This is a genomic window from Devosia honganensis (assembly GCF_042648785.1).
In the GTDB taxonomy this organism is placed as follows: Bacteria; Pseudomonadota; Alphaproteobacteria; order Rhizobiales; family Devosiaceae; genus Devosia; species Devosia honganensis.
This window is the reverse complement of sequence record NZ_JBHRYD010000002.1, coordinates 12,317-35,005: the sequence shown is the minus strand read 5'-3', so window position 1 is coordinate 35,005 and position 22,689 is coordinate 12,317. Positions and strand designations below refer to the sequence as shown.

Below are 22,689 nucleotides of genomic sequence, written 5' to 3'. Positions count from 1 at the left end.
CTCACTGCATCAGCCGGGATGCGCATCCCGGCTGATGCAAGCAGTAAAGCAAAAATCGTCCACACAAGCCCGAGGGCAGCGCCTTCAAACGCTCTGCCCCTCCCCGTCGTGAACCTCCACCCGCCGGGCCTCGCTGGACAGCAGGCTTTGCACGATGCCCTGTTCCTCGGCGATGCGCGGCAGGCTGACGCGCAGGCGCACGCCGTCCGGCGCGCGCTCCAGCACGGCCTGGCGGTCCGAAACGCCCAGATGTTTGAGAGCCTCGTGCGCCCTCGAGGCGGCGGGCCAGTCGGCAAAGAGCGCAAATGCGGTGCGAGGTCGGCGGGACATGGGAAAATCACCGCGTCCCGGTCTCGCTTTCGGCCAGTTGCCGCAGCCGGTTCAGGTCGCGGATGACGAAGCAGCCGCGATTGGGCAGGTCGATGATGCCGCGGGCCCGCAGCTTGGTCATGTTGCGGCTGACCGTCTCGATGGTCAAGCCCAGATGGTCGGCGATGTCGGCCCGGCACATCGGTAGGCTGACGCGCTGGTCGTTCGCCTCCTTGCCGGTGCGTGCGGCGAGCGAGATCAGGAAGCCGGCAATGCGCTCCATGGCCGATTTGCGGCACAGCAGCATCGACAGGTCCTGCATGGTGGCGACTTCCCCGGCCGCCATCGACAGCAGCTTCTCGCCCAGTTCGGGATCGGTGCGCATGGCCTGCAGCACCTCGCCGCGCCCGGCGGCGTGAACCCGGGCCGGCGTCAGCGCGTCGCAATCGAAGCGGTAGGCGTCGCCGTGGCCGAAGCCGATGATATCGCCGGGATAGGCGAAGGCCACCACCTGCCGGCGTCCGTCGGGGAAAATCTTGGTGGCGCGGAAGACGCCGGTGACCACTTCGTAAAGCGTGTCGGCGCTGTCGCCTTCGTGGAACAGGACGGTGGTGGCGCCCACCACGCGGCCGGCGTCGCTGACGGCGCTCCTGCCCGCATTGGCCGGCGGGGCGGCATTGGGGAACAGGTACATCGCGAACTCCGATCTGCTTGCTGCGGAACGGAATTGACCACGCCGACGTAATCGGCCTATCCGGGAATTGTAACCGATTGTAACGGCGGGTCGAGGCGGCCGATGCAGCAGAGGCACCATATCCTGGTCGTGGACGACGAACCCCAGATTCGCCGCATGCTGCGCCGTTTCCTCGAGGACGAGGGCTACAAGGTCAGCGAGGCGTCCGGGGAACGCGAGGTCGAGGCGGCGCTGGATCGCGGCATCGACCTGATGACGCTCGATCTCAACCTGGGCAGCGCCGATGGCCTCGCCATCGCCCGCCGGGTCCGGCAGAATTCGGACGTACCGATCGTCATGATCACCGGCAAGGGCGACATGATCGACCGCATCGTCGGGCTCGAGATCGGCGCTGACGATTATATCCCCAAGCCTTTCCACCTGCGCGAAGTGCTGGCCCGCATCCGCACCGTCCTGCGCCGGAGCGCCGCCGCGAGGCCGGCAACCGCCTCCGGCACCATCGGTTTCGACGATTTCGTGCTCGACCCCGCCCGCCGCACCTTGCGCGCGCCCGACGGCACCGACATCGTCCTCACCACCGGCGAATTCGACCTGCTGCTGGTCTTCGCGCGCCATCCCCATCAGGTGCTCGACCGCGACCGCATCATGGACTTGCTCAAAGGCCAGGACTGGGCCCCCAACGATCGCAGCATCGACAACCAGGTGGCGCGCCTGCGCAAGCTCATCGAGACCGACACCGCCCGCCCCCGTCTCATCAAGACCATCCGCGGCGCCGGCTACAGTTTTACCCCGGAACGGCTGGGTTAGATGTTCGATCTCATGTTTTAACGGAAGCGGCGCCCAGCGTCCCTAAAGGGGAGGGTCAGGGGCGGGGTTCCGCGCCCTCCAGGGGGAGTGCTTACAATGGGCTGCTGGCACAATTTATCCCCCACACCGGGCTGCCCTCGGGCTCGACCCGAGGGCCTCTGTCCACGTGCAGAAAACCCGGGTTTCGGGGCGCCCAGGCCGGCCCTCGGGTCGAGCCCGAGGGCAGCCCGGTGTGGGCAATAACGATCAAACCAGAAGCGTCCAAAGTAAACACTCCCGAGGGGGAGAGAGTGCTGCCCACCGCTTCCGATAAAACCTGAAAGCTCCTACCCCCGCTCCAGCGCATCGGCGATGGCGCTGGCCAGCTCCGATTGCCGGTAGGGCTTGCTCAGCACCTTGAGGCGGGAGATGGCGTCCGGGTCGCGCCGCACCAGTTCGTCGGCATAGCCCGAGGTGAGCAGCACCGGCAGGCCGGGCCGGTCCTCCGCCACCCGGTGCGCCAGCTCGTAGCCGGACATGCCGCCGGGCATGACCAGGTCGGTGAACACGAGATCGATATCCGCCCCGCCCTCCAGAATCGCCAGCGCCTCCTGCGCGTCGGCGGCGACCAGCGTGGCGTAGCCCAGGGCGTCGAGCCGGTTGACGGTCAGCCTGCGGACGCGTGGATCGTCTTCCACCACGAGGATCGTCTTGCCGGTGTCGGGGCGCGCCGATTCGCCCCGTTCCTCCGGCTCCGCCCGCGCCTCGCCATGCCGCGGCAGGTAGATATTGACCGTGGTGCCGCGCCCCGCCTCGCTGTAGATGGTGGCGTGGCCGCCCGACTGCTTGGCGAAGCCGTAGATCATCGACAGCCCCAGCCCCGTGCCCCGGCCGGTGTCCTTGGTGGTGAAGAAGGGCTCGAAGGCGCGCTCGCGCACCTCGGGGGGCATGCCCTGCCCCGTATCGGCGACGCGCAGACGCACGTAATCCCCCGGCGCGAGGCCGTCGAGCCCTTCCGACATGGCTTCATCCACCGAGACATTGCCCGTTTCGATGATCAGCCGCCCGCCCTCGGGCATGGCGTCGCGGGCATTGACCGCGAGATTGACGATGGCGCTTTCCACCTGCGAGGGATCGATGCGGGTCGGCCACAGGCGCGGCGTCAGCGCGTTGGAAAGAGCGATGGTCGAGCCCAGCGTGCGGTGCAGCATGTCGGTGAGGCCGAGCACGAAATCGTTGAGATTGACGATTTCCGGCTCGAGATGCGAGCGGCGGGCGAATGCCAGCAGCCGCGCCGTCAGCCGCGCCCCCAGATCCGCCGCTTCCAGCGCCTCGGTCGCCAGCTCGCGCTGCGCCGCGGTCGTCAGCCGGCCCTCGAGCATTTCCAGATTGCCGATGATGACGGTCAGCAGATTGTTGAAATCATGGGCGATGCCGCCGGTGAGCTGGCCCATCGCCTCCATCTTCTGGGCCTGGCGCAGCGCCTGTTCGGTGGCCTTCTGGGCCGACATGTCGTGGATGATGCCGGTGAAGTGCTGCCGCCCGTCCACCTCGAATTCGCTGACCGCCAGATGCATGGGAAAGGTGCTGCCGTCGCTGCGCCGTCCGGTCACTTCCCGGCCGATGCCGATGATCTTGCGCTCGCCGGTGCGGCGGTAATTGGCGATATAGTCGTCATGGGCCGAGTGATAGGGCTCGGGCATGAGGAAATTCACGTTCCGCCCGAGGAAAGCGGCCTCCGGATAGCCGAACAGGCGCGCCGCCGCCGGATTGACGGTGGTGATGATTCCGGCGGCGTCGATGGTGATGATCGCATCGATGGCCGACTGCAATATGGCCTGCAGCTTGCGGGCCTGGCCGACAAGGGCGGATTGGTCCTGGGAAGAATCGTTCACTGGGGCATCGGGGGCTGTGGGGACTGCCCCCAGCCTAGTGCATCGGACCGGAAAGGGGAAACCGGTTTTCCGCCGGCCCGGACGCAAAAACCCCCGCGGCCGCGGGGGTTTCCTTCTTGGCTTCGGAAGATGGGATCAGAGGCCCAGCTCGGCATAGACCGCGTCGAAGCGCTCCTGGGCCTTCTTGGGCACCTTCACCGCACGGGCCTCGTCCAGGTTCTCCAGATCGTCGCCCACCAGGATCAGGCTGACCATGCCCATGGCCAGGTGCGGGGTGCACTTGATGCCATAGACGCCCGGCACGTCGAAGGTGACGGTGAAGGTCTCGTTGATCTTGCTCTTGAAGCTCTCCGCCCCCTCGGGGATCATGTCCTTGATGGTCTCGGCGTTGTGACCCTTGTCGGTGGGCAGGAAGGTCACCGTGTCGCCCGGCTGGATCTCGAGATAGGCGGGCTCGAAGACCATGGTGCCGGCTTCGCCCTTGTTGAGCATGTGCACTTCATAGTCCGCCGCGAATGCGGGAGCGGCCAGGCCAGCCACGGCTGCCAGGGCAATCATTGTGGTGGCGAAATGGCGCATCGGGGTTCTCCTTGGTTTGTGGGTCGGGGCGACCCGTTGGCACTCTTCTAAGCATGTACCATGTCCGGGTCTTTGATCCAGGACAAATAATGCGCTCCTCGCATCCGTCTGAAAACATTCGTTTATTTGCGCTCGATCAATGATGGCTTGCGTGACTTCGCCTAGTTTGCATCACGAAGGCACAGGAACCTGCTGTGCCGGTGATGGAGAAGAAAATGGCTGACAAAACCATGCTTTCGCGGCGTGCCCTGCTTGCCGGCGCTGCGGCGATAGGCGCCACCGCGCAGTTGACCACGATGGTTGCCGCCACGGCGCAGGAAGCAGCAGCCACGGCCGCCGCCCCGGTCGATATCGATACGCTCGAGCGCGTCAAGGTCGATCTCGTCGATCCGCCTTTCGTCCACGCCCACGAGCAGGTGGCCAGCGGCCCTCCCAAGATCGTCGAATTCACCATGACGATCGAGGAGAAGCTGATCGAGATCGACGATAACGGCACCCAGGTCTGGGCCATGACCTTCAACGGCACGGTTCCCGGTCCGCTGATGGTGGTGCACGAGAACGACTATGTCGAACTCACGCTCATCAACCCCGACCACAACATGCTGGCGCACAACATCGACTTCCACTCGGCGACCGGCGCGCTGGGCGGTGCCGGCCTCACCAATGTGAACCCCGGCGAGAAGGCGATCCTGCGCTTCAAGGCCACCAAGGCGGGCGTGTTCATCTACCACTGCGCCCCCGAGGGCATGGTGCCCTGGCACGTCACCGCCGGCATGAACGGCGTCATCATGGTGCTGCCGCGCGAAGGCCTCAAGGACCCCAAGGGCAACCTGATCACCTATGACAAGGTGTTCTATGTGGGCGAGCAGGACTTCTATGTCCCCAAGGACGAGAACGGCAACTACAAGACCTATGAGGATGTCGGCGAGGGCTTTGACGAGATCACCGAGGTGATGCGCGGCCTGATCCCCACCCACGTCGTCTTCAACGGCAAGGTCGGGGCCCTGACCGGCGAAGGCGCGCTCAAGGCCAATGTCGGCGAGACGGTGCTGATCGTGCACGGCCAGGCCAACCGCGATACCAGGCCCCACCTCATCGGCGGGCATGGCGACTATGTCTGGCAGACCGGCAAGTTCCACAACGTGCCCGACGTCGACCAGGAGACCTGGTTCATCCCGGGCGGCACCGCGGGCGCTGCGGTCTATACCTTCGAGCAGCCCGGCGTCTACGCCTATGTGAACCACAACCTGATCGAGGCCTTCGAGCTCGGCGCCGCTGGCCACGTCGTGGTCGAGGGCGAGTGGAACGACGATCTGATGACCAGCGTGCTGCCCCCCAGCCCCATCTGACGGGCATCGCGCAAGCCTGCCGGCGCCCAATCCCGGGCGCCGGACATTCCCTGGAGGCAGACATGACTGCCCTCGCCCCTCGTCTTGGAAACATCGCCGGCATCGCGCTTCCGGCAGCCTTGCTGGCCGCGGCCCTGGGGGCCATCGCCTGGCAGGTCCTGCCGGGCCTGCCCGGCACCGCCCCGACCTTCGCTCCCCAAACCGTCACCCTGCCGCCGGGAGAACTGCACTATCGCGCCGGGGGCCACTTCTTCGTCAATGGCGTGGCGGTTGACGCGCCGATGGAAACGACGCGGTTCGACGAGCCGCTCACCATCATGAAATATCAGGTCACCGCCGCCGAATATGCCGCCTGCGTGGCCGACGGCGCCTGCACGGCCGCCGACCCCCGCAATGTCGGCGAGGGCGACGTCCCGGTCACCGGCGTCAATTTCCGCGACGCCACCGATTACGCCGCCTGGCTGAGCGCCCGGACCGGGCAGGCCTGGACCCTGCCCACCGACCAGCAATGGGCCTATGCCGCCGGCGAGCTGTTCGTCGACGATGCGCTGGGCATAGAGGACAATGCCGCCAATCCGGCCGAGCGCTGGCTGGCCGACTACCGCCGTGAGGCCGCTCGCCAGGCCGAGGCCGATCCCGTCCCCCGGGCCATCGGCAGCTTCGGCCAGAACGAGAACGGCCTTTTCGACATGCACGGCAATGTCTGGGAATGGACCCAGACCTGCCACCGGCGCGTCCACCTCGACGGTGCCGGCGAACTGGTGAGCGAGCTGCCCGCCTGCAATATCCGGGTGCTGGAAGGCAAGCACCGGGCTTCGGTCACCTATTTCATCCGCGACGCCCGCAGCGGCGGGTGCTCGGTGGGCGTGCCGCCGGACAATCTCGGCTTCCGCCTGGTGCGTCAGCCGCAATGGCACGAGAACCTGCTGAACGCCATCGGCCTGTGACCATCTGCGGCCGATTGGCCGATATCCTCCCGGACGTTTTTGCTGTAGAAGCACAGCAGAAACGATATGGGACCGGGGATTTGGCCGACATCGACCTCAGCCTGGTGCGTTCACTCTCGCTGTTCGCCCGTATGTCCGATGAGGACCTGGAGCGGCTTCTGGCCCGCGCCAACATCCGTCGCGTGCCGGTGGGCGAGGCGGTTTTCGAACAGGGCCAGAAGGCCACGCAGTTCTTCCTCCTGCTCCATGGCCGCCTCAAGGTCACCCAGGTCACCCCCGACGGGCAGCAGATCATCGTCCGGGTCGTGCATCCGGGTGATTTGTTCGGTTTCGCCCAGGCCCTCCAGCGGGACGACTATCCCGGCACTCCGGTCGCGGCCGCCGAAAGCATCGTCATCTGCTGGCCCAACGACGTTTGGCACGAAGTGGTGGCCCACAATCCGACCCTGGCGGTCAACGCCATGCAGACCATCGGGCAGCGCTTGCAGGAAGCCCATATCCGTATCCGCGAGATGTCCACCGAGGAGGTCGAGCGGCGGGTCGCCCATGCGGTCCTGCGGCTGATCGAGAAGGCCGGCCGGCCCGAGCCGGGCGGCGTGCGGATCGATTTCCCGCTAAGCCGTCAGGACGTCGCCGAAATGACCGGCACCACGCTGCATACCGTGTCGCGCCTGTTCAGCGCCTGGGAAACCCGCGGCATCGTCAAGGGCGGCCGCCAGACGCTGCTGGTCAAGGATGCCGAGCGGCTCCGCGACCTGGCCGAGGGTCTTGGCTGACCCTGCTTGCGCTGGCGCAAGGAGGGGCGCATCCTGACGCTCTAAACCTTGCTGCGATTGAGGCGCCCCGCATATCGCCTTCCGGCCTCGAGTCATTCTCCGCCACAGCGGCATGCCCGTCCCGCACCGGTCCCCGATCGGCGCCTCGGACAGGCACGAGGAATTCCATCGGCTTCATGCGGGGCGCCGGACAGGCGCGGATCGCCGCCATGGCGTTCCGGCCCGAGCGCGACGATGACCAGGAGACCCGCCATGAGCGAAACCGCCGCCCCTGCCCAGAAGCGCAAGCCGGTTCCGCGCGGTCTCGCGCGCACCGGCCCGGTGATTCTCTCCTATGGCTTCCGCCCCTTCTTCCTCGCCGCCGGCATCTGGGCGGTTCTGGCCATGGGCCTGTGGATCGGCGCGTTGATCTTCGGCTGGCCCATCGGCGGCAGCTATGGCGGCGCCTATTGGCACGCCCATGAAATGCTCTTCGGCTACAGCACCGCCGCCCTCGCCGGGTTCCTTCTGACCGCCGTGCCCAACTGGACCGGCCGGCTGCCGGTTTCGGGCCTGCCCCTGGCCATATTGTTCCTCGCCTGGCTCGTCGGCCGCCTGGCACTGCTCGCGCCGGATCTCGTCGGCCTGCCCGTCGCCATCGCGCTCGACATCGCCTTCCTGCCGCTGCTGCTGGGCATCTGCCTGCGCGAGGTGATCGCGGGGCGCAAATGGAAGGATCTCAAGGTCATGGCCGCGGTCGGCGCACTGGCGATCGCCAATGCGCTTTTCCACGGCGTCATCCTGTGGGGCGGCGACGTCGCGCTGGCCGACCGCGCCGCCGTGTCGGCCTTCATCATGCTCATCGGCATCATCGGGGGCCGGGTCGTGCCCAGCTTCACGCGCAACTGGCTGGCCAAACGCCATGTCATCGCCCTGCCCGCCCCCTACGCCCTGTTCGATACGGCGACGCTGCTGGTCACGCTGGCGGCCCTGGCCTGCTGGACGCTGCTGCCGGTCTCCCCGCTTACCGTGATCCTCTGCGCGCTTGCCGGCCTGCTCAATGCCTGGCGGCTCTTCCGCTGGCGCGGCTGGCAGACCGGCGCGGAGGCGCTGGTCCTTGTGCTGCACGTCGCCTATGGCTTCGTGCCGCTGGGCCTGCTGTCCGTCGCGCTTTCCGCCGCCGGATGGCTGGACCCCATGGCCGCTCTGCACGTGCTGACGGTCGGCGCCATCGGCACCATGACGCTGGCCATCATGAGCCGCGCCACCCGCGGCCATACCGGCGTGCCCCTCACCGCCTCGCCCCTGACCGCGGCCAGCTATGCCTGCGTCGCGCTCGCCGCCCTCATCCGCCTCGCCGTCGGCCCCCTCCCCGATCTCGCGACCGAACTCCTCGCCGTCGCCGGCACCCTATGGATGCTGGCCTTCCTCCTCTACACCCTGGAACACGCCCCCCTCCTCCTCACCCGCCGCCGCGACCGCCCCGAATAAGGGGCATCTGGGCCGTCTTTCCCATCGGGTCATTCCCGCGCACGCGGGAATCTCCGTTTCCCCGTTCCGCGCGCTGGGGGGATCGCCCTCACAACCCGTTCAGCAGCGCCCCGCTTGCCAGGCTCTGGCGCAGGGCCAGGGTCAGTTTTTGCCGCTGCACTCCCGAGGCCGAGACGATCGCGGCGAGCTGTCCCTCGAGCTCGAAGGCGATTTCCGCCACCTGGGCGGCGCTTTCCAGCGGCAGGCACACCATGGCGCTTTCGATGAACATGTCCTTCAGCCGGCCGAGCTGGTCGAGCGAGAGATATTTCGAGGCCCGATGCACCGCCTCGATGTCGATCTGCGGCAGCCGCACATTGAGCAGGCTCGCGCTCAGCAGCGCGATGGCGGCGCCTTCCGCCGCCGCCCAGTGATTGCCGACCAGCCGGTCGAGCGCCGGGCGCAGCACCGCGTCGCGCCGCAACCGGTCGCTGAACTCCTCGATGAGGTGCGCCAGCTCCGGCTCGTCGAAATGATGCGCCCGACTCAGCAGCGAATTGGACACGCTTCCTCCCGGCCGGTCAGAATTGCGCCGCCAGTTCCGGCGCCGCCATCATCGGCGACCAGGGCGGGTCGTAGGTGAGCTCGACCGAGACGGAGCCGATACCGGCGACCCCGGCGGTGCGGGTCTCGACCGCCTGGCGGAGGAAATCCGTCGCCGGGCAGCCGCGCACGGTCGTGGTCATGATCACTCTCGCCGCCCCCTCATCGGTGACGCCGATGTCGTAGATCATCCCTAGATCGACGATATTGAAGCCCAGCTCCGGATCGATGACCTCGCGCAGGGCCTCGCGGACCTCGGCCTCCAGCACCATGTCCGCGCTGGCGTCGATCATCGTCCTGCCCCGGCGCAGATCATCAGCCGGTAGAACCGGCCGGTCTCGTCGAAATCGCCGGCCCAGGCATGGCCGCGATTCTGCAATTCGGGGTAGAGCAGCAGCGGCTCCCGGCCCAAAAGCGCAAAGACCACCTCGCCCTCCTCCATCTCCTCGAGCTGGGTCAGGATGCGCACCATGGGCTCGGGCGGATCGAGTTCGGCCAGGTCCAGGTAGTGGCTCGGATCGGGCCAGTTCTCGGGGTCCCGGCGGCGGACTTCGGGCGCGCTCACCGCGTTCTCGCCCGGCACGAAGACCACTTCCCAATCATTGCCCTCGAGCGGCGAGGCCTCATAGGCGAAACCCTTGCCGGCCATGACGCCGAACAGCGGCTCGGGACGGAAGGGCGCCAGCAGCTTCAGGCGCTGGCCGGGCGCCAGGCGCCCCACCGCATCCATGATCGCGCCGAACGGCTCGCCTCCGTCGCGCAGGATGGGCCGGACATCGAGTTCGAGATCAGACATGGTTTTCCTCGAATAGCTTGGGCAGGAACAGTCGGGGGCGGTCTCCCGTCCACAGGTCGCCGGGAATATTGGCCAGCCGCCGCGACCGGTAGAATTCGCGGATCAGCAGTACAGTTCCCAGCACCTGGACCGCCATGGCGGCCTGGAAGACCAGGGGCAGATCCGCCGCCAGCGCCGCGGTGGCGATGGCGACGGCAAGGAAATACAGCCAGAACCAGGGTGCCGCCTGCGTTTCCCGCACCAGGTCCTGCACGCGCGGCGTGGGCTGGCGCCCCATCACTGGGGCGAAGCATTCCAGCCAGGTCAGGAACGGCACGATCTTGTAGAGCATGGCGAGGCCCAGCCCGCCCAGCCAGCCGAAGGATAGCACATAGACGGCGGCCGGCACCATGCGCGCGCCGATGCCGGCGATCCCGGCCAGCAGCAGCAGCGCGCCGCCGATCAGCGCCGCGAACGCCGCCAGCGCCGCCTTGGAGTGCAATTCGAGCTGCCGGCGCTTCCGCGTGCGGTAGAGCTGCACGAAATCCGCGGCATAGAAGGCGACGGCGAGGCTTCCCGCCGTGACGATCAGCACCGGCGCCGGCGGCAGGGGGAGGGCAAGCGCGATGGCGATGCCATGGGCGGCCAGCAGCGCCACCGCGACCAGGCACGCCCAGAAGGCGACCCGGCTGCGCCACCCCTTGGGTTCGGGCGCCAGCAGGAACATGGACAGCAGGCGATAGCTGACGCCGATGGCGGTGACGGTGAGCCAGCCGCCCAGCCCCGATGCGGCATGGACCGGCACCGCGGCGGCGACCAGCGCCATGGCCATGTCGTCGGGCAGCAATCCGGTCAGCGCCGCGGCGAGGCTCTCCCCCAGCAGCCCCGTCAGCACCAGCCCCGCGAGGCCCACCAGCACGAATCGCGCCGGCGGCGCGAGCGGGCGCGCCGCCCAGATGATCCGCGCCAGCTTGGCCACGACGACGAGGAATCCCGCCGTCAGCACCACGCCCCCCAGCGGCAGCGCCTCCGCGTCGCCCCCCGGCAGGCCGGCCAGCCCGGCAAATCCCATGAGCAGCACGGCAAGTCCCAGCACCAGCAGCAGCAGCGCCAGCGGCGCGTGCCAGTCATTGTCCTGCCGGCCCGCCACCAGCACCGGCACGAACTGGAACAGCGCCCCGCACATCAGCAGCGTCAGCCAGCCGATGGCGACCAGATGCACCACGATCAGGGTTTCGGGGGCCATGAAGTCGTCGCCCGGATAGCCGAAGCCGGCGGCGAGCATGACCTGCGCCACCACCAGCGCCAGCAGGGCGAGTGCGAAATAGGTGGCCGTCCAGCGCGAAAGACCTGCAATGGGCATGTGCATCGTCCCGGACAAGGCACGGCGCGCGGGAGACGCGCCGTGCAGTTGATGGTCCTCAGGCGGCGGTTACCCGCCCCAGCTCGACCCTCCAGACCTCGGGGCCGGCTTCCAGATATGTCCAGGAAAACTGCCCCGGATATTCCGCCTGGAGCTGATAGTGCAGCGGGCGTGGATCATGGTCGTTGACGATGACGAAGCTCTCCCCGACGGCGAGCGCGTCGGCCATGCCGAAAATCCTGGGATGGCGTTCGCGCGGTGGTACGGTACGGACGTCGATGAAGGGCAGCTCGGTCGTGTCTTGGGCCATTGTTCCAGTCCTGGCCGCTTGTCCTCTTGGGCTCCGGGCCGCGGCCGTGCACCCGGATTGAGGAAGGATACTCCCCGGTCCCGCCCCGACTTTGTTGCAGCGCAAACTCATCCCGCCCCCGCAAGCGTCCCCATCCTGTGCAAAAGTGCGGCTATTTGAGCTAGATCAAATAAGCTGCGCCTCGTTAAGCTAGGGACGGGCGCAAGTGGGATTCCGCCCAGAACGAACAGCCGGGGGCAAGAAATGGTCGCAGACCTGACGCGCGATGAAAGACAATGGGCACTCATTATCCTGGGTTCCCTGGCTGCCATTGGGCTGGCCATGGCGGTGGCCGGACGCGCCGATCTGCTGGGCGTGCACGGCTGGCTGGTGTTCGCCCTGGGGCTTGCCGGCTTCTTCGCCGTCATCCGCCAGCTCGACCGCCCCGAGCCCTCCGCCGAGCGGCTTTCCGAATATTACGACGCCCCCACCCGCGTGGGGCTGATCCTCACCCTCATCTGGGGGGTGATCGGCATGGGCGCCGGCTTCTGGGTCGCGGCGCTCCTGGCCTGGCCCGATCTCACCTTCGACGTGGCCTGGCTCAGCTTCGGCCGCCTGCGGCCCGTCCACACCAGCGGCGTCATTTTCGGCTTCGGCGGCAATGCGCTCATCGCCACCTCCTTCCACGTGCTGCAGCGCACCACGCGGGCCCGCCTGCCCGACGCCATCAGCCCGTGGTTCGTGCTGCTGGGCTACAACCTGTTCTGCCTCGTCGCCGCCAGCGGCTATCTGATGGGGCTCACCCAGTCCAAGGAATATGCCGAGCCCGAATGGTATGCCGATATCTGGCTGGTCATCGTCTGGGTGGTCTATTTCGCCATCTACATGCGCACCCTGGCCCGCCGCAAGGAGCCGCATATCTATGTGGCCAACTGGTACTACATGGCCTTCATCCTGGTGGTGGCCATCCTGCACATCGTCAACAATCTGTCCGTGCCGGTCTCGCTGGGCGCCGCCAAGTCCTATTCGCTGTTCTCGGGCGTCCAGGATGCGATGACCCAGTGGTGGTACGGGCATAACGCGGTCGCCTTCTTCCTCACCGCCGGCTTCCTGGGCATGATGTATTACTACCTGCCCAAGCGCGCCAACCGCCCGATCTATTCCTACCGGATGTCGATCATCTCCTTCTGGGGCATCACCTTCATGTATATGTGGGCCGGCTCGCACCACCTGCACTATACCGCCCTGCCCCACTGGGTGCAGACGCTGGGCATGGCCTTCTCGGTCGTGCTGCTGGTCCCCTCCTGGGCTTCCGCCGGCAATGCGCTGCTGACGCTCAACGGCGCCTGGCACAAGGTGCGCGACGATGCCGTGCTGCGCTTCATGGCGCTGGCCGCCATCTTCTACGGCATCACCACCTTCGAGGGCTCGTTCATGGCCATCCGCGCCGTCAACTCGCTCAGCCACTATACCGACTGGACGGTCGGCCACGTCCATGCCGGCGCTCTGGGCTGGGTGGCGATGATCAGCTTCGGCGCGCTCTATTCCATCGTGCCCGCCATGTTCAAGCGCGAGCGCATCTACTCGCACAAGCTGGTCGAGGTGCACTTCTGGCTCGCCCTGGCGGGCACCGTGGTCTACGTCTTCGCCATGTGGAACTCGGGCGTCATCCAGGGCCTGATGTGGCGCACCTATGACGAGAGCGGCACGCTGAGCTATTCGTTCATCGAGAGCCTCGTGGCCATGCATCCCTATTATATCGCCCGGGCATTCGGCGGCCTGCTGTTCCTGCTCGGTGCCGTCGTCGCCCTCTACAACGTCGTCATGACCATCCGCATGCCGGCCCTGGGGGTCGTGGAACAGAGCCACGACCTGCCCGCCGAGCCCGCCTTGCAGGCTGGAGAGTAACCACAGATGTTCCGTTTCCATTATCGCCTTGAACGAAGCGCCATCGGCCTGGTCGCCTTCATCATCCTGGTCGCCTCCATCGGCGGCCTGGTGGAGATCGCTCCCCTGTTCACCATCGACGAGACGGTGGAAAAGGCCGAGGACATGCGGGTCTACACGCCCCTGGAAGTGGCCGGCCGCAACATCTATATCCGCGAAGGGTGCTATGCCTGCCACAGCCAGATGATCCGCACCCTGCGCGACGAGGTGGACCGTTACGGGCCCTATTCGCTGGCCGTCGAAAGCCAGTACGACCATCCCCATCTGTGGGGGTCGAAGCGCACCGGGCCGGACCTGGCGCGGCTGGGCAACAAATATTCGGACGCCTGGCACACCGCCCACCTCTACAACCCGCGCGACCTCGTGCCCGAATCCAAGATGCCCGCCTATCGCTGGCTGCTGCGCGACCAGCTCAGGATCGACGATCTGGGCCAGCATCTGGCGGCGCTGCGCGCCGTCGGCGTGCCCTATACCGACGAGCAGATCGCCAACGCCACCCAGGATGCCTATGGGCAGGCCAATCCGGACAGCATCGAAGCCTCCGGGGTCGCCGAGCGCTATGGCGATGCCACCAATATCCGGCAGTTCGACGGCCAGCCGTCGCGGCTGACCGACATGGATGCCCTGGTCGCCTATCTCCAGGTGCTCGGAACCCTCACCGACGTTGCCCATGCAACCCAGACAGCCGAGGTTGAATAAATGCCGTTCGATCACGATACCGTCGTAGGCTTCGCCAAGTCCTTCGGTCTCTTCTATCTCCTGGGCATGAGCGTCATCTGCCTGGCCTGGACCTATTGGCCGTCCAACAAGAAAGGCTTCGAGGAAGCCGCGAAGATGCCCATTCTCGAAGAGGATGACCGGCCATGGCGCTGAAGGAACGCGATGAATTTTCGGGCCAGCTCACCACTGGCCACGAATGGAACGGCATCAAGGAGCTCAACACTCCGGTCCCGCGGCTGCTCTGGGCCTTCCTCATCTCCATGACCCTGTTCGCCGTGGTCTGGACTATCCTCATGCCGAGCTGGCCGGGCATAAGCAGCTATTTCCGGGGCGTCCTGGGCGTCGATCAGCATCAGGCCGTGCGGCAGAGCCTCGCCGAGGCCGAGGCCGAGCGCGCCATCTGGTCCGAGCGGCTGGCCAATGAGGATTTCTCCAGCCTGGCCGGGGACGAGGCGATCATGACCGTGGTGCGCCAGAGCGGCCCGGTGCTGTTCGCCGACAACTGCGCCGGCTGCCATGGTCTCGAGGCCACCGGCAATCGCGGCTATCCCAATATCGCCCAGGCGCCGATGATGTGGGGCGACGATGCCGACACCGTCGCGGAAACCATCCGCGTGGGCATCAATGCCGTCCATCCGGAAACCCGCTATGCGCAGATGCTCGCCTTCGGCCGCGACCAGATGCTGGCCGGCACCGATATCTCGCTGCTGGCCGATTATCTCGTCGAGCTCAGCGGTGAGCCCGTGCTGACGGTGGAGGAACGCGAAACCGCCGAAATGCTGTTCGCCGACAACTGCGCCGCCTGCCACGGCGACGATGCCCTGGGCATGATCGAGACCGGCGCGCCCAATCTGGCCGATGCCTTCTGGATCTATGGCGGCGACCGCTCGACCATCAGGCGCTCCATCTATGACGGGCGCGAGGGCACCATGCCGTCCTGGGAAGGTCGTCTCAGCACCGCGCAGATTCGCCTGCTCGCCCTTTACGTGCTCGACCTGCGAGGCGCCACCCCATGAGCGCATCCGACGAGACTGCGCCGCTCCGGCGGCGCTTTCCCCTGGCCTGGATGGTGGGACTCGGCATCGTCGCCGTGCTGCTCGTCGCCAATGCCCATCTCGTCTATGTCGCCTTCACCTCGCAACCCGATTGCATCAGCCACCTCAAGGTTCCGGACGGCAGCGACACCCATTTCCGCGCCGCCAAGTCCGGGTGTTAGCTGAATCGATATTGGAAAAGCCATGACCCAGAAAGCCATGACCCAGACTGCCGATATCCTGCCTCCTTACGAACCGGCGCGGCCCCGGGCGGTCAATCATAACCGCAACCTGCCCGCCACGGCCGCCTTCGGCTGGCTGGCCGCCGGCTGGCGCGACCTGTGGACCCGGCCCGGCCCGAGCCTTGCCTATGGATTGGGGATCACGCTGGTCTCTTTCGCCGTCATCTACGCCATGTTCCAGTTCGGCTGGGCGCAGATCCTGTTTCCGGCCCTGGCCGGTTTCCTGGTGGTGGGGCCGGTGCTGGCCACCGGGCTTTACGAGAAGAGCCGCCGGATCGAGGCGGGCGAGAAGGTCACGCTGGGCTCCATGCTGCTGCCGCGTCGCGGGGGCGGCATGCACCTCTTCTTCGTCGGCGCCATCCTCATGACCCTGATGCTGCTGTGGATGCGCGCCGCGGTCCTGCTCTATGCGCTGTTCTTCGGCTGGCGGCCCTTCCCCGGCTTCGATCACGTCACCGAAATGCTGTTCACCACTCCGCCGGGCATCGGCATGCTGGTGGTGGGCACCGCCATCGGCGGCCTGTTCGCCGCCTTCTCCTTCGCCATCGGGGCGTTTTCCATTCCCATGATGCTGGACCGCCGCCTGGACGCCTTCTCGGCCATGGGCCTGTCGCTCTCGCTGGTCAGCAACAACCTGCCCGCAACGCTGGTCTGGGCCGTCATCGTCGTCGGCCTTACCCTGGTCAGCATCGCCACGGCCTTCTTGGGCTTCATCGTCATCTTCCCGCTGCTCGGCCACGCCACCTGGCACGCCTATGCGGCCGTGCGGGAGGAATAGTATCGGAGGCCGGAAGCGGATGAGCCCGGATACGAAAAACAACGCCGATACGTCCCCCCTCCCCCTCGAGGGGAAGGGCCGGCCCTCCGCCACCCCGTCATTGCCGGGCTCGTCCCGGCAATCCACAGCGCCGCTTGCGCTGACCCTTTCATGGATCACCGGGACAAGCCCGGTGATGACGATTGGGAAGTCTGCGCCTCTGCCTCCCCCTTGCGGGAAAGGTTCGGGCGCTCCTGGTTTGGTCGCCATTGCCCACACCAACGCTGCGCTGCCCTCGGGCTCGACCCGAGGGCCCGCTTGGGAGCCCCGATATCGGAGCTTCCCTCCCTCATACCCCGCCACCCCGTCATTGCCGGGCTCGTCCCGGCAATCCACAGCCCCCATCGGGAGGCTCGCCCCATGAGTTGCTGCGCCCCCCCGCCCGCCTTTGCCGAAGCCGTGGCCGGCGGCCCCGACCGGGGCCCGTCCGACAACGAGGTGCGCCTCGCCAGCCGGCCGCTGGGCGAAGGGGTGCGCCAATCCGATTTTTCCGTGCCCGCCATTCATTGCGGCGGCTGCATCCGCACCATAGAAACCGCGCTGGACGCCCTGCCCGGCGTCGTTTCCAGCCGCGTGAACCTGTCCAGCAAACGGGTGGTGGTGCGCTGGCGGGACGACGCCATGCCCCCGCCAATGGTGCGCCGCATGGTCGAGCTGGGCTATGAGCCCAACCTCTTTTCCCTCGAGGAAGCCGGCAAGGACGGCCATCTGGCCGCGCTCGTCCGCGCCCTGGCCGTCGCCGCCTTCTGCTCGATGAACATCATGATGCTGTCCGGCTCGGTCTGGTCCGGGGCCGATGGCGCGACCCGCGACATACTGCACTGGATTTCCGCCGGGCTGACCCTGCCGGCCCTGCTCTATTCCGGCCGGGTCTTCTACCAGTCCGCCTGGTCGGCCATCCGTTCGGGCCGCACCAATATGGATGTGCCGATCACCATCGGCATCGTGCTGGCCTTCCTGCTGAGCTTTTACGACACCGTCTTTTCCGGCGATCGCGTCTATTACGATGCCGTCGCCTCGCTGATCTTCTTCCTCCTGATCGGCCGCACGCTCGACCACGCCATGCGCGAGCGCGCCCGCACCGCCGTCAAGGGCCTCGCCCGCCTCGCCCCGGCAGGCGCCCTGGTCCTCGACGCGGATGGCGGCCCGGCCTATCTGCCGCTGGCCGAGCTCCGCCCCGGCATGACCGTTTCCGTCCCGCCCGGCGAGCGCATCCCCGTCGATGGCGAGGTGATCTCGGGCGACAGCGCCCTCGATCGCAGCCTGCTGACCGGCGAGAGCCTGGCCGAGGCGGTGGGGCCCGGCCAGCCGGTGCCCGCCGGCGCGCTCAACCTCTCCGCGCCCCTGGTCCTGCGCGCCACCGCCGACGAGCAGGGCTCGACCCTGCACCGCCTGGTGCAACTGCTCGACGATGCCGAAAGCAGCCGCAACCGCTATCGGCGCATCGCCGACCGCGCCGCGGCGCTGTATTCGCCCGTGGTGCATCTTGCCGCCGCCCTCTCCTTTGTCGGCTGGATGCTGTTCGACGGCGACCTGCACAATGCCACCACCGTCGCCATCGCCGTTCTCATCATCACCTGTCCCTGCGCCCTCGGCCTTGCCGTGCCCATGGTTCAGGTCATGGCCGCGCGCCGGCTGTTCGAGGCGGGCATCATGGTCAAGGACGGCTCCGGGCTGGAGCGCCTTGCCCAGGTCGACACGGTAGTCTTCGACAAGACCGGCACCCTCACCACCGGCCTCGCCATTCCCACCGCCACCTCCGGCGACGAGAGGGTCCATGCCCTCGCCGCCAGCCTCGCCGCCCGTTCGCGCCATCCCTATTCGATGGCCATCGCCCGCGCCTTCGGCGCCGGCCGCGGCATCGACTGGCAGGACGTCGCCGAATATCCGGGGCTGGGCGTCGAGGCGCGGCTTGGCGGCAGCCTCTATCGCCTGGGGCGTGCGGGCTGGTCGGGCACGGACGCCGAAGCGGAGACCGGCTCCGTCTTTTCCCGGGACGGCGAAAGTCTCGCCGCCTTCGTTTTTGAGGACCACATGCGCCCCCATGCTGTGGAAAGTGCTAACGATGTGCTGGCGAACGGCTACCATGTGCGACTGCTTTCCGGCGACCGCCCGGCCATCGTCACGCGGCTCGCCGAACGTCTCGGCATCGAGGGCCATGGCGGCCTCCTGCCCGACGAAAAGCTTGCCCATATCGCCCGCCTCGAGGAAGAGGACCGTCATGTCCTCATGGTCGGGGACGGGCTCAACGACACCCCGGCCATGGCCCGCGCCCATGTGTCCATGGCCCCGGCCAGCGCCGTGGATATCGGTCGCAGCGCCGCCGACTTCGTCTTCCTGCGCAACGACTTGATGGCAATCCCTCAAGCACTTTCCGTGGCCCGCGAAGCCCGCAAACTGGTGCGGCAGAACCTTGTCCTGGCCCTCATCTACAACCTCATCGCGCTCCCCATCGCGGTCGCCGGCCTCGTCAATCCGTTCCTCGCGGCGGTGGCCATGTCGGCATCCTCGGTAGTGGTCGTGGTCAATGCCCTCCGGCTGGGCTGGCATCCTTTCCGCCGCCGTCCCGTCTCCTATACCGAGGAGGCCACCGCGTGAGTGATTTCTTCTATCTCATTCCAATATCTATCGTTTTAGGCCTGATCGGCCTTGTCGTCTTCCTCTGGACATTGCGCAACGGCCAGTATGAAGACCTCGACGGCGCCTCCGAGCGTTTCCTCTACGAGGAAGACCGCCCCCGTCCCGATGGCGAAGATTGGAAGTCTTGATCTGGGACAAGGACAGACCCTCCCCCGGCACTAGGATGTCCGGACCATTGTGGAGGATATAGTGAGCGCTGCCTACGATCCCGCTGGGCGGCTAACCTATTGTTATACCGCCCTTTTGGAGCTGTGCGACGCACTGGAAGCCGTTGCGGACGAACTGCCGCAGGTCCCCGATTCCGATCAGTGCCGGCTGCTCGCCCAGCGTCTCGAGGACCTTCTGGCCGAGGCCCACCGCCAGGAGGAACAGCTCCTGCTGCCGATGCTGGCCCGCTCGGACCGGCCGGAATTCCGCCAATTGGCCCGCCGTCTCCGCCGCGAGCACGAGATCGACGCCCAGACGGCGCTCGAGCTGCGCGATACGCTGCTCGACCTGGCCCGCAACCGCTTCCCCCGCTCGCCCGACGCCACCGGCTACATGTTCCGGTCCTTCTTCGAAAGCCTGCGCCGCCACGTCGAGGCCGAACAGGATATGATCGCCTTGCTGAGCCAGATTCCCGACCCACCCGGAGCCCTGCATTGACGCAGTTTCTCGTCGCGCTTCTCTTCTTTCTCCTGCTGCACTCCGTGCCGGCCATGCCCGCGATCCGAACCAGATTGATTGGCCTGGTCGGCCGGCGCCTCTATCTGGTGCTGTACTCGCTGATATCGCTGCTGGCGCTGGGCTGGGTATTCCATGCCGCGCTGCGCCTCGACTATGTGGAGCTGTGGCCCCCATCAGCATGGCAGGCCTGGGTGCCTATCATCCTGTCGCCCATTGCTTTTTTCCTGCTGTTCGTCGGTCTTGTCAGCCCCAATCCCGGCTCTATCACCCTGCGGCGCGGCGATGCTTCGGCCGGGGCGATCACCACGATCACCCGGCATCCGGTGCTCTGGGGCTTCGCGCTCTGGGCTGGTAGCCATCTGGTGCCCAATGGCGACCTGAGAAGCCTGCTGCTGTTCGGCGCCTTCGCTCTTTTTGCCCTGGTGGGCATGGTGACCGCGGAGCGCCGGGCCCGGCGGCGTCAGGAAGCGGGATTCGCGCAGTTCGCGCGCACCACTTCCATCTTCCCCTTCGCCGCGCTCCTCGGCGGGCGGGCGCGCTGGCGCTTCGATCGTTCCATGCTGGTCGCCGCGGTTCTGGCGGCGTTAATAACGGCCTGGCTCCTCGGCGGCGGCCACGCCATCCTGTTCGGGGCCGATCCGCTGGCCATGACCACGATTTAGCGGTCCAGCCCCGCCCATTGCCGCGTTTCCTGCTCCCCCGGCAGGGCCAGCAGGTCGATGGCCCGGGCGGCGAGATGATCGACGATCTCGCCCACCGTTTTCGGCAATTGATAGAAGGCCGGCACCGGCGGCATGACGATGGCGCCCATTTCGGTCACCGCCGCCATATTGCGCAAATGCCCCAGATGCAAAGGGGTTTCCCGCGCCAGCAGGATCAGGCGCCGCCGCTCCTTCAATTGCACATCGGCTGCCCGGACGACGAGATTGTCCGCCAGCCCGGCGGCAATGGCGGCCAGGGTCCGCATCGAACATGGCGCCACGATCATGCCCGCCACGGCAAAGGAGCCGCTGGCGATGCTCGCGCCGATATTGCTCTCGGCATGAACGACCGCGGCGAGGCGTTTCAGCCGATCCGGCGCGTCCTCGCCCACTTCGTGGCGCAAGGTGCGCTCGCCCGATGACGATATCACCAGATGCGTTTCGAGGCCGGGCCGCCCGGCAAGTCTCTCCACGATGCGCGCGCCCAAAGCAGCGCCCGAAGCTCCGGTGATCGCCACGATGACCCGATGCGTCATTGCCGGTCTCCGAGCCCGAGTTCGTCCCAGATCGCATCGACGCGCGCCGTCACTTCCGCATCCATTACCAGGGGGCGTCCCCATTCCCGTGCCGTTTCGGGGCCGATCTTGTTGGTGGCGTCGAGCCCCAGCTTGCCGCCAAGACCGGCCTGGGGTGAGGCGAAATCGAGATAATCGATGGGCGTATCGGGGATGACCACCAGATCGCGGGGCGCGTCGAAACGGGTGGAAAGGGCCCAGATGACGTCGGGCCAGCTACGCACGTCGATATCGGGATCGACCGCAATGATCAGCTTGGTCATGCTGAACTGGGGCAGCACGGACCACAGCCCCATCATGACCCGCCTCGTCTGCCCCGGATAGCGCTTGTCGATGGCCACCACCATGGCGCGGTAGGAACAGGCCTCGGGCGGCAGCCAGAGGTCGGTGATTTCGGGAAACTGCCGCTTCGCCAGCGGAACGAAAAGCGGCGTCATCGCTTCGCCCAGGCGCGATGGCTCGTCCGGTGGCCGGCCGGTATAGGTGGAAAGATAAAGCGGATCGCGGCGCGACGTGATGGCCGCAACGGTCATGACCGGGAACGGCTCGACGGAATTATAATAGCCCGTATGATCGCCATAGGGTCCCTCGGGCGCCGTTTCCGTCGCGGACACCGTCCCCTCCAGCACGATTTCCGCCTCGGCGGGCACCGGCAGGTCGACGGCGACGCCCTTGGCCACCAGCCCGGCCTTGCGCCGCAGGACGCCCGCGAATGCCAGTTCGTTCATGCCGTCGGGTAACGGCATGACAGCGGAGAGAATGGTGGCCGGATCGGCGCCGATGGCGACGGCGATAGGCATGTCCCGGCCCTGGCGCTGCCACATGCGGTGATGACGGGCGCCGCCCCGGCTGGGAAGCCAGCGGACGATGGCACGATCCGATCCCAGCACCTGCATGCGATAGATGCCGACATTGATATCTTGGGGATCGTCCGGCGCCCTCGTTATCACCAGCGGCCAGGTGATGAGCGGCGCCGGCTCGCCCGGCCAGCACCACTGGACCGGCAAGGTTCCCAGATTGATTTCGGCTTTCTCCCGAGCGAGTTGCTGGCAGGGCGGCTGGCGCATGAATCGCGTGCGCAGGGTGAGGGCTGCCTTGAGCATGTCTCGCTGCGCCCAGGCGGCGCTGAGGCTGCGCGGCGGCCTGGGCGAGCGCAGGTCGGCCAGAGCCTCGCCCAGGCCAGGCAGATCCGCCTCATCGAGCCCCAATCCCAGCGCCACGCGTTCGACCGTGCCGAACAGATTGACCACAACGGGCATGGCAGCGGGCGCGCCGCCCGCCATGACGGGATTTTCGATCAGCAATGCCGGTCCCCCGGCCGCGAGTACCCGGCGATGTATTTCGGTGAGCTCGTGGCGGACGCCGATGGGCGCTGAAAGGCGGCGGAGCAGCCCACGGGCCTCGAGAATATCGAGAAACTCCCGCAAATTGCCGGCAACGGGGTGACGAAGGACAGGCAGGAGCGGTTTCGACATGGCCCATGCCTATCCCGGCCAATGACCCCTATCCTTGCGCTGCATCAAAGTTCTGCCG

Annotated in this window: 26 protein-coding genes; 15 read left to right on the top strand and 11 right to left on the bottom strand. The window is 66.9% G+C overall.

The window, feature by feature from the left end; genetic code table 11:
• Positions 1-84: 84 nt before the first annotated feature.
• A complete protein-coding gene (locus ACFOOL_RS06645; RefSeq protein WP_380096024.1) occupies positions 85-330 on the bottom strand; it encodes a hypothetical protein in 246 nt (81 codons plus the stop codon).
• Between the two features lie 7 nt (positions 331-337).
• The gene (locus tag ACFOOL_RS06640) at positions 338-1,003 is read right to left on the bottom strand and encodes a helix-turn-helix domain-containing protein (protein WP_380096022.1); all 666 of its coding nucleotides are present in this window, start codon (positions 1,001-1,003) and stop codon (positions 338-340) included.
• 102 nt (positions 1,004-1,105) lie between these two features.
• Here ACFOOL_RS06640 and ACFOOL_RS06635 point away from each other — a divergent pair, with 102 nt between their 5' ends.
• A complete protein-coding gene (locus tag ACFOOL_RS06635) occupies positions 1,106-1,810 on the top strand; it encodes a response regulator (RefSeq protein ID WP_380096020.1) in 705 nt (234 codons plus the stop codon).
• 326 nt (positions 1,811-2,136) lie between these two features.
• Here ACFOOL_RS06635 and ACFOOL_RS06630 read toward each other — a convergent pair whose 3' ends face one another.
• Positions 2,137-3,684 (bottom strand): PAS domain S-box protein, encoded by a 1,548-nt coding sequence (locus ACFOOL_RS06630; RefSeq protein WP_380096018.1) that lies wholly within the window; start codon positions 3,682-3,684, stop codon positions 2,137-2,139.
• 135 nt (positions 3,685-3,819) lie between these two features.
• Positions 3,820-4,263, bottom strand: coding sequence for a pseudoazurin (locus tag ACFOOL_RS06625; protein WP_380096016.1), 444 nt, complete (start codon positions 4,261-4,263; stop codon positions 3,820-3,822).
• Between the two features lie 215 nt (positions 4,264-4,478).
• Between ACFOOL_RS06625 and nirK the strand changes: the two genes are divergently transcribed.
• The 4 genes from nirK to ACFOOL_RS06605 all read left to right on the top strand — a co-directional run bounded on the left by nirK (position 4,479) and on the right by ACFOOL_RS06605 (position 8,805).
• Positions 4,479-5,612, top strand: coding sequence for a copper-containing nitrite reductase (gene nirK / locus ACFOOL_RS06620; RefSeq protein ID WP_380096014.1), 1,134 nt, complete (start codon positions 4,479-4,481; stop codon positions 5,610-5,612).
• 62 nt (positions 5,613-5,674) lie between these two features.
• Positions 5,675-6,559 (top strand): SUMF1/EgtB/PvdO family nonheme iron enzyme, encoded by an 885-nt coding sequence (locus ACFOOL_RS06615; RefSeq protein WP_380096012.1) that lies wholly within the window; start codon positions 5,675-5,677, stop codon positions 6,557-6,559.
• Between the two features lie 131 nt (positions 6,560-6,690).
• Positions 6,691-7,335 (top strand): Crp/Fnr family transcriptional regulator, encoded by a 645-nt coding sequence (locus ACFOOL_RS06610; protein ID WP_380096028.1) that lies wholly within the window; start codon positions 6,691-6,693, stop codon positions 7,333-7,335.
• Between the two features lie 252 nt (positions 7,336-7,587).
• Positions 7,588-8,805, top strand: coding sequence for an NnrS family protein (locus tag ACFOOL_RS06605; protein WP_380096010.1), 1,218 nt, complete (start codon positions 7,588-7,590; stop codon positions 8,803-8,805).
• An 88-nt stretch (positions 8,806-8,893) separates the two neighbouring features.
• Here ACFOOL_RS06605 and ACFOOL_RS06600 read toward each other — a convergent pair whose 3' ends face one another.
• The 5 genes from ACFOOL_RS06600 to ACFOOL_RS06580 are packed head-to-tail and all read right to left on the bottom strand — an operon-like array spanning position 8,894 to position 11,835.
• Positions 8,894-9,349: a hypothetical protein gene (locus tag ACFOOL_RS06600; protein WP_380096008.1), complete on the bottom strand. Its 456-nt coding sequence runs from the start codon at positions 9,347-9,349 to the stop codon at positions 8,894-8,896.
• 16 nt (positions 9,350-9,365) lie between these two features.
• Positions 9,366-9,680: a metal-sulfur cluster assembly factor gene (locus ACFOOL_RS06595; RefSeq protein WP_380096007.1), complete on the bottom strand. Its 315-nt coding sequence runs from the start codon at positions 9,678-9,680 to the stop codon at positions 9,366-9,368.
• Positions 9,677-10,183, bottom strand: a complete 507-nt coding sequence (locus ACFOOL_RS06590; protein ID WP_380096005.1) for a DUF2249 domain-containing protein — start codon at positions 10,181-10,183, stop codon at positions 9,677-9,679. Before ACFOOL_RS06590 ends, ACFOOL_RS06595 begins: the two co-directional genes overlap by 4 nt.
• Positions 10,176-11,525 carry a hypothetical protein gene (locus ACFOOL_RS06585; protein ID WP_380096004.1) on the bottom strand — a complete coding sequence of 450 codons (1,350 nt, stop codon included), beginning with the start codon at positions 11,523-11,525 and terminating at the stop codon, positions 10,176-10,178. The genes ACFOOL_RS06590 and ACFOOL_RS06585 overlap by 8 nt, the downstream gene beginning before the upstream one ends.
• Positions 11,526-11,583: 58 nt before the next feature.
• Entirely contained in the window at positions 11,584-11,835 is a 252-nt protein-coding gene (locus ACFOOL_RS06580; protein WP_380096002.1) for a DUF2249 domain-containing protein, read from the bottom strand.
• Positions 11,836-12,078: 243 nt separating this feature from the next.
• Between ACFOOL_RS06580 and ccoN the strand changes: the two genes are divergently transcribed.
• The 10 genes from ccoN to ACFOOL_RS06530 all read left to right on the top strand — a co-directional run bounded on the left by ccoN (position 12,079) and on the right by ACFOOL_RS06530 (position 20,542).
• The gene (gene ccoN, locus ACFOOL_RS06575) at positions 12,079-13,722 is read left to right on the top strand and encodes a cytochrome-c oxidase, cbb3-type subunit I (RefSeq protein WP_380096000.1); all 1,644 of its coding nucleotides are present in this window, start codon (positions 12,079-12,081) and stop codon (positions 13,720-13,722) included.
• A gap of 6 nt (positions 13,723-13,728) precedes the next feature.
• Positions 13,729-14,460: a cytochrome-c oxidase, cbb3-type subunit II gene (ccoO, locus tag ACFOOL_RS06570; protein ID WP_380095998.1), complete on the top strand. Its 732-nt coding sequence runs from the start codon at positions 13,729-13,731 to the stop codon at positions 14,458-14,460.
• Positions 14,461-14,634, top strand: coding sequence for a cbb3-type cytochrome oxidase subunit 3 (locus ACFOOL_RS06565; RefSeq protein WP_380095997.1), 174 nt, complete (start codon positions 14,461-14,463; stop codon positions 14,632-14,634).
• Positions 14,625-15,497 (top strand): cytochrome-c oxidase, cbb3-type subunit III, encoded by an 873-nt coding sequence (gene ccoP / locus ACFOOL_RS06560; RefSeq protein ID WP_380095995.1) that lies wholly within the window; start codon positions 14,625-14,627, stop codon positions 15,495-15,497. The genes ACFOOL_RS06565 and ccoP overlap by 10 nt, the downstream gene beginning before the upstream one ends.
• On the top strand, positions 15,494-15,697 hold the full coding sequence (locus ACFOOL_RS06555) for a hypothetical protein (RefSeq protein ID WP_380095993.1): 204 nt from the start codon (positions 15,494-15,496) through the stop codon (positions 15,695-15,697). Before ccoP ends, ACFOOL_RS06555 begins: the two co-directional genes overlap by 4 nt.
• A 22-nt stretch (positions 15,698-15,719) precedes the next feature.
• On the top strand, positions 15,720-16,535 hold the full coding sequence (locus tag ACFOOL_RS06550; RefSeq protein ID WP_380095991.1) for a DUF2189 domain-containing protein: 816 nt from the start codon (positions 15,720-15,722) through the stop codon (positions 16,533-16,535).
• A 399-nt stretch (positions 16,536-16,934) separates the two neighbouring features.
• Positions 16,935-19,172: a heavy metal translocating P-type ATPase gene (locus tag ACFOOL_RS06545; RefSeq protein WP_380095989.1), complete on the top strand. Its 2,238-nt coding sequence runs from the start codon at positions 16,935-16,937 to the stop codon at positions 19,170-19,172.
• Positions 19,169-19,342 (top strand): cbb3-type cytochrome oxidase assembly protein CcoS, encoded by a 174-nt coding sequence (gene ccoS / locus ACFOOL_RS06540; protein WP_380095987.1) that lies wholly within the window; start codon positions 19,169-19,171, stop codon positions 19,340-19,342. The genes ACFOOL_RS06545 and ccoS overlap by 4 nt, the downstream gene beginning before the upstream one ends.
• Positions 19,343-19,403: 61 nt before the next feature.
• Entirely contained in the window at positions 19,404-19,859 is a 456-nt protein-coding gene (locus ACFOOL_RS06535; RefSeq protein ID WP_380095985.1) for a hemerythrin domain-containing protein, read from the top strand.
• Entirely contained in the window at positions 19,856-20,542 is a 687-nt protein-coding gene (locus ACFOOL_RS06530) for an NnrU family protein (protein ID WP_380095983.1), read from the top strand. The genes ACFOOL_RS06535 and ACFOOL_RS06530 overlap by 4 nt, the downstream gene beginning before the upstream one ends.
• Here ACFOOL_RS06530 and ACFOOL_RS06525 read toward each other — a convergent pair.
• The gene (locus ACFOOL_RS06525) at positions 20,539-21,117 is read right to left on the bottom strand and encodes a UbiX family flavin prenyltransferase (RefSeq protein WP_380095981.1); all 579 of its coding nucleotides are present in this window, start codon (positions 21,115-21,117) and stop codon (positions 20,539-20,541) included. The two genes, ACFOOL_RS06530 and ACFOOL_RS06525, sit on opposite strands and share 4 nt — an antisense overlap.
• Positions 21,114-22,631, bottom strand: coding sequence for a UbiD family decarboxylase (locus ACFOOL_RS06520; RefSeq protein ID WP_380095979.1), 1,518 nt, complete (start codon positions 22,629-22,631; stop codon positions 21,114-21,116). The genes ACFOOL_RS06525 and ACFOOL_RS06520 overlap by 4 nt, the downstream gene beginning before the upstream one ends.
• Positions 22,632-22,689 lie beyond the last annotated feature (58 nt).